The 6,425-nt window shown below is 49.6% G+C and carries 3 protein-coding genes and 1 pseudogene; 1 reads left to right on the forward strand and 3 read right to left on the reverse strand.

Annotation, left to right across the window (positions count from 1 at the left end; all coding sequences use genetic code 11):
* Positions 1-513: 513 nt before the first annotated feature.
* The 3 genes from atpC to P5674_RS14500 form a co-directional block, all read right to left on the reverse strand.
* Complete coding sequence (gene atpC, locus P5674_RS14490; protein ID WP_006617134.1) at positions 514-930, reverse strand: ATP synthase F1 subunit epsilon; 417 nt, start codon at positions 928-930, stop codon at positions 514-516.
* Between the two features lie 127 nt (positions 931-1,057).
* On the reverse strand, positions 1,058-2,515 hold the full coding sequence (gene atpD, locus P5674_RS14495; protein ID WP_006617133.1) for a F0F1 ATP synthase subunit beta: 1,458 nt from the start codon (positions 2,513-2,515) through the stop codon (positions 1,058-1,060).
* Between the two features lie 298 nt (positions 2,516-2,813).
* Positions 2,814-5,948 carry an SNF2-related protein gene (locus tag P5674_RS14500; RefSeq protein WP_315670058.1) on the reverse strand — a complete coding sequence of 1,045 codons (3,135 nt, stop codon included), beginning with the start codon at positions 5,946-5,948 and terminating at the stop codon, positions 2,814-2,816.
* An 88-nt stretch (positions 5,949-6,036) separates the two neighbouring features.
* On the opposite strand from P5674_RS14500, the pseudogene P5674_RS14505 reads away from it, so the two are divergent.
* Positions 6,037-6,327 (forward strand): annotated as a pseudogene (locus P5674_RS14505) (aspartyl protease); the annotation flags it as partial.
* Positions 6,328-6,425: the final 98 nt, after the last annotated feature.

The raw sequence follows: 6,425 nt of genomic DNA on the forward strand, positions 1-6,425 counted from the left end.
CTTTTCTCCTATCATAACTACAAAATCGGCTTTACTCAGGCGTTATCGATTCACCCAAGTATCTGACCACAGGTCAAACCTGGAAACTTTAATTTAGTCCGGGGGTTCTTATTTGAATAAGATCTTCAGGATCGATTCTTATCTCTATACTGTGGGCGGTTAGTCATTTTCATGAAGGGGTATTTACCGAACCTCTAGGGGACGGTTAAACTCCTTGTCAACTAACCTTTCCTCGCTATTTGCGATATATATTTAATACTGTATAGGCTGCGATCGCATTTGATATGGTGGCAAACCCTAACCCCCCGGTTGTATTTACCGCCAAACGGCAATTATCGACAATGCTGATCAATTAGCAACTATCCTCTCCTGTATCGTTGGCTAGTTCACTTAATTGACAGTCTGAAAAACCATCACTAAACCTTTTCATAAAAAACGCACAGACAAGGCACGCCCTGTCTATAAGCACGCCTTGTCTCTTCTTTCTTGGTGGTTGATTTCACCAGAAACTGGTTATTCCACCACCTTGTCACCCGCCGCCTGTAGACGGGCTCTGGCACGCTTCAACCCTTGCTTCGCTTTCAGTTGTTCCTGCACATTAGCACCAGCGTTAGCAGTTTCTAGGGCTGCTTGAGCTTGATTAAAGGCTTCGCGAGCCTTCTCAACATCAATATTTGTACCCTTTTCGGCACCATTGACCAGAACAGTTATTTCATTGTTTTGAACTTCAGCAAACCCTTCCATTAGGGCAATACTCATCCATTCATTTTTAGCTCTCACCCTCATAACTCCCGGATCTAAAGCCGTTAGTAGGGGAGCGTGATCACTAAGAATACCAAGCTGACCTGTAGTGCTTGGGAGAATCACCTCTTGAGCCGTATCATCCCAAACCGTTTGGTCTGGGGCTATAACACGCACAGTTAATGTCATTTTCAGTTATTAATAGTAAAATCCACAATTGAAGCGCCTTTTTTGCACTCAAGAATCAGAATCAGGCGGATTATCTCCTCTGACTCTGACTCTCTAACTACACCTTTCCAGGTTAATTCAGACCGAGTTATTTATTCTCAGCCTTCATTTTTTCGCCTTTAGCGATCGCCATATCGATATCACCGACCAGATAAAAGGCTTGTTCTGGCAGGTGGTCTAGTTCTCCATTGAGAATCATCTGGAAACCCTTAATAGTTTTTTCCAGGGGCACATACTGACCCGGAGAACCAGTAAACACCTCAGCCACAAAGAAAGGCTGAGATAGGAAGCGTTCAATTTTCCGAGCCCGAGCCACAACTAGGCGGTCTTCTTCGGAAAGTTCATCAAGACCCAGAATCGCGATAATATCTTGCAGTTCCTTATAGCGCTGCAAAGTAGACTGTACAGCACGAGCAGTCTGGTAGTGTTCTTCCCCGACCACACTAGGCTGTAACATAGTCGAACTAGAATCGAGGGGGTCAACCGCCGGATAAATACCCTTCGATGCCAAAGCACGAGACAATACAGTAGTCGCGTCCAAGTGAGCGAAAGTAGTAGCCGGTGCCGGGTCTGTCAAGTCATCAGCCGGAACATATACCGCTTGGATAGAGGTAATTGAGCCCTCTTTAGTAGAAGTAATCCGTTCTTGCAGCTCACCCATTTCCGTCCCCAAGGTGGGCTGATATCCCACAGCAGAAGGCATCCGTCCCAGGAGTGCAGACACTTCCGAACCCGCTTGTACAAACCGGAAGATATTGTCAATAAATAATAGAACGTCTTGTTTACTGACATCACGGAAGTATTCAGCCATTGTCAGAGCCGACAGAGCCACCCGCATCCGCGCTCCGGGGGGTTCATTCATCTGTCCATAAACCAGAGCCACCTTAGACTGAGGCAGATCTTCTTTGTTAATTACCCCGGACTCGATCATTTCGTTGTAGAGGTCATTCCCTTCGCGGGTACGCTCTCCCACACCACCAAACACGGAAACACCCCCGTGAGCCTTAGCGATGTTGTTGATCAACTCCATAATAATTACAGTTTTACCAACACCAGCCCCCCCAAACAGGCCGATTTTGCCTCCACGACGATAGGGAGCCAACAGGTCTACTACTTTAATACCTGTTTCAAAGACTGATGGGCTAGTCTCCAAATCTACGAAAGCCGGTGCCGGGCGGTGGATAGAAGAAGTTTCATCATTGGGAACCGGACCCAGGTTATCAATAGGTTCACCAACAACGTTAAAGATCCGACCTAGGGTTCCAGAACCTACTGGAACCTGAATCGCTCTGCCACTGTCTGTAGCTTCCATACCGCGAACCAAGCCATCTGTGCCACTCATGGCAACCGATCGCACTTGGTTATCACCAAGAAGTTGTTGAACTTCACAGACCACGGAAATCTCTTGGCCGGCTTCGTTTTTGCCAGAGATTTTCAGAGCGTTGTAGATTTCCGGCAGTTTGCCATCAGGGAACTTAATATCTACAACTGGACCAATTACTTGGGTAATGTAGCCGATTTTTGTTTTTTCTGCGGTGCTGACCATGCTTTCGCCTATTTCCTTATTTCGCTAATCCGATGTTTCGGCAAGCTTTAGAAGAATTTAATATTGCCATTTCTTAGGGTATCACTCTATGGAGACATCAAGAACAACTTCCCTGAGCAAACCCTAAAAATTTTCCCCCGCCGCCCCAATTTCTTTTGCACTCAGTTGGCGGGGTTGCTTTTTGCTTTTAGTTATGCTATCATTTAGTATAATTGAGATATAACCATTTTTTTTATAACGGCAAATATTCAATTATGTAGCGATATGTCAATATCTTAGCATTAACTCTGGGTGGTTGTCAACCCCTGGGGGCTGTTTTTTCGAGGGTAGCCCTAACCCTTTCGAGGAGGAGGTGAAAGAGGGGGTCTCCCCAGGTAATCAATGGGAGGTCTGGGTCAGCCTCGAAGACCTGCGGGGAAAAAGTGACCCGGTGTCGATCGCCATTTTCCCCAGAGAAGAGAGTCCAAAGGCGATCGCCCTCTTTTTGGAAGTGAAACCCCGCCGCCCGGAGTATCTGGGAATGGGAGAACAGGGTTTCCAGAGCCTCCCAAGTGAGGGGAGACCGTGGCAGGGAGTGGCGCAACTGAGCCAGGTCTGCCTCTACATCAATTTTCACCATTTCATCGAGGGAGGGGTTGAGGGAGTCAGTGAGGAAGCCATCCTCAAAAGAGGCCATCAGCACATCCTCTTCTTCCGGGTCAGCACTCATCACCGCCTGCTCGATAAACGTGGGAACCCGAGCTAAAATAGGCTGTAGGTTCCCCACCACATTAGTAAATAGGCCTATTCTCTCTCGCAGGCGGCGGTAAACCTTAGCTTCCACCGTGCCATCATAGTAGAGGTTGTGGATCTTAACCGTCGGGTAGCGTTGCCCGATCCGGTCTACGCGGCCAATGCGTTGTTCAACTCGCATAGGGTTCCAGGGTAAATCATAGTTAATCAGAACCCCGCAGGTTTGCAAATTGAGCCCTTCGCTGGCTGACTCCGTACAGAGGAGGAGTTGAATTTCCCCTTGGCGAAACAGGTTTTTGATTTTCCCCTTGGGAACCACCCGCCAGGAAGGTTCAGGGTCTTGGACGGGAAGTTCCCCGCCCCGCCCCGAATAGCAGGCCAGCCGATCGCCATAAAGCGATCGCAACTGTTCTCGTAGGTAGTCCATGGTATCAGTATACTGGGTAAAAACGATCGCGCTATCGCGTTCGAGGAACTCCCGGCGCAGAGTTTCCAGGAGAAACGACAACTTACTATCCTCCCCGGTATTTTCAAACTGTCGCAGCAAATCTTCCAAATACTCAATTTCCTTGGGGTCTACCTGTTCGAGGTAAGGCTGCAAACCCTCGATCGCCACATCTTCGGCTTCTTCGAGGTCCACCAGGTCATCCGGCGTGATATTAGAACGGAGTAAACGCCGTTTAAGGGACTCTTGAATCGCATAAAACGAACTGGTGAGGCGCTTGCGGTAGAGAGTCATCAGAAACCCCAAAGCCTTGCGATCGTGCTTTTGGGCGAGGCGGTAGAAGTGGCGGACATAATCGCTAACTGCTTGGTAGAGGGGAATTTCGCGATCGCCTTCCAGAGAAATCGCGTTGTCGGTCACCACCCGGCGGGGGATATCTTCTTCCAGCAGTCCTAGGCGGTAATATTCTCGCAGCGTGTCGCGGGTATGTCGAAACATCAGGTCTTTTAGGGGAGTATTCGTACTGAGGTATTGGCGGGAACTAGCCACAAAGGACTCATCCCCACAGAGTTGTTTAGGGTTAACCATCCTTTGACCCCGTTGCCAGATATCCTGTAGTTTGTAGCTTAGTAGTCGATCGCGATCGCCCAGAAACCCTTGCAGGCGCGAGCAAGGTTCCCCGCCCCCCCGGAAGTAATCCACAGACATATTTTGCCATAACTCCAGGATAAACGGGTCTGGCGGTTCCGAGAGGGAAGCGAAGTAGTCGCAGAAGTTTTCCCCGTAGCGCCAGTGTCCGTAGAGTCCCAGCAACTCCAGCAGGTCAAACACCTCGATCGCGTCTATTTGCATAGGAGTCGCCGACAGCAGCAACAGCGACCTGGTGCGATCGCGCAGTTGTCCCATCAACTCCAGGAGGCTGTTAGGGGTATCCTGGTGTGCTTTCGGAGTCCGGCGGCGGGCGTGGTGCGCTTCATCAAGGACCACCAAATCCCAGGGTTCCGCTGCCAATAGTTCCTGGCTGCGTTCCCGGCGACGCACCAGGTGAGAAGACGCGACGATAAGGGGGTGACGGTTCCAGGGGTTTTCGGCTTCTCTGACCGTTGATACAGCCCCGTAGGGGTCCTTAAATTCCTTCTGTCCGTAACTCCAGAAGTGCAGGTTAAACTTTTCCCTAAGTTCCTCGTGCCACTGAGACTGAACACTAGCCGGAGCCAGCACCAACACCCGTTTTACCCGACCGCTAACCAGCAGATAACGCAAGATAGCCCCCGTTTCCACCGTTTTACCCAGCCCCACCTCGTCGGCGATCAGGAAACTGCGGGGGAAGGTTTCCGCCACCCGGCGCAGGATTTTCAATTGGTGGGGCCAGAGTTGCACAGGGATGGATTTTAGGCAGAAGTCCAGACAACCGGGAGAGTTCGGTAAGTCCAACAGGGCGGCGAAGGCTTCCACTTCCTGACTCAATTCGGCGACGGTATCGGCAACTTGTGGCGGCGGTGGGTCATCCCCTGTAGTCTCAAATTCCTGTGCCGGTTCCCAGGTGGGTTTGGATATGGGCGTGTAGCGCAGCAGTTGGGCGCGGACGGCTTCGGGTATTTCAAACACCCTCACATTGGGAGCCCAGTTTTGCCAAAGTTGTTCAAACCGGAATACTTCCTCATGGACCCGTTCGGCTTCCCTACCGCCTTCCCAGGTACAGTAGACGTGGAATGATTCGATATTCTTTTCCCAGCCGCTAGGGGTTTCGTTATTGGACCCGAAAAACACCAACTGATTGCCATCATTATCGGTAAAAATGCCGACTTTTTCATGGAAAATGTGTTGAGGGTCTAGCTGCTGTTCGGGGGTTTCTGGCATTCCGTCGGACTTGAGGGGGACGGCGATTTTTATATCTAGGCGATCGTGTTCTACCAGCCAGGAGAGGATCTCGAAATGTCGGAGTTGCGCGAAGGTCTGCGGCGGCGTGAGGGAGGCTTTTAGACGATCGCCCAAAGTTTCCCGCAGGCTGTAACCCTGTCGAATTGCCTCCAAGTCCTCCGCCTGAAACTGACAACCCATAATCAGCCGCATTTTCCCATCATTATGCAACAGGGAACCCAACCCGGCGGCGACTCGGCTGAGGATCCCGCTGGCAAAAAATCCCGACTTGCGATCGTACTGACTACAGTTTTCCAAAGCCGGAATATAAAAGTCAATAATCGGGTTATTTTCGTTGGTAGAGTAGCTGCTGCGCCAGGTGCGATCGGGAAGCATGGATATAATTAATAATTAATAATTGATAATTGATAATTTATCATACCTCTCCTCTTCACCACAACTATAATAAACCCGCCCCAACACAACGATATTATGCCTCCCTTCCAATGCGATCGCTCAATGGGGTTTGGAATTACTCAAAGAAGTTGATGTAGCTACCGCTAACGGCTTCAGTAAAGCCAGAGTTTTCCGAGACGCTAGTATTTCCCTATTGGGTAGAGAAGGAACTTTTGAATGCTTAGAATTACCGGGAGGACGCGAGGCGCTTTTGGGGGTTTTGCCTCTGGAAGCATTAGGAATTGAACTCGATTTAAAAAATCAGCAATTAAAGCTATTACCAGAAACCTCAATGGATACTTATTTAACTATTTTGTAATTGATAATTGATAATTGTAGGGGCGGGTTCTGCTGTCAATTGTCGGACCCCACCGGGATATAAATAAACCCGCCCCACTCCACCCGATAATTGACCCA

This window comes from Limnospira sp. PMC 289.06, assembly GCF_032350395.1.
Taxonomy (GTDB): domain Bacteria; phylum Cyanobacteriota; class Cyanobacteriia; order Cyanobacteriales; family Microcoleaceae; genus Limnospira; species Limnospira platensis.

Coding starts and splice junctions, on each gene's coding strand:
- atpC (WP_006617134.1), bottom strand. CDS start 930: ATGACATTAACTGTGCGTGTTATAGCCCCAGACCAAACGGTTTGGGAT.
- atpD (WP_006617133.1), bottom strand. CDS start 2,515: ATGGTCAGCACCGCAGAAAAAACAAAAATCGGCTACATTACCCAAGTA.
- P5674_RS14500 (WP_315670058.1), bottom strand. CDS start 5,948: ATGCTTCCCGATCGCACCTGGCGCAGCAGCTACTCTACCAACGAAAAT.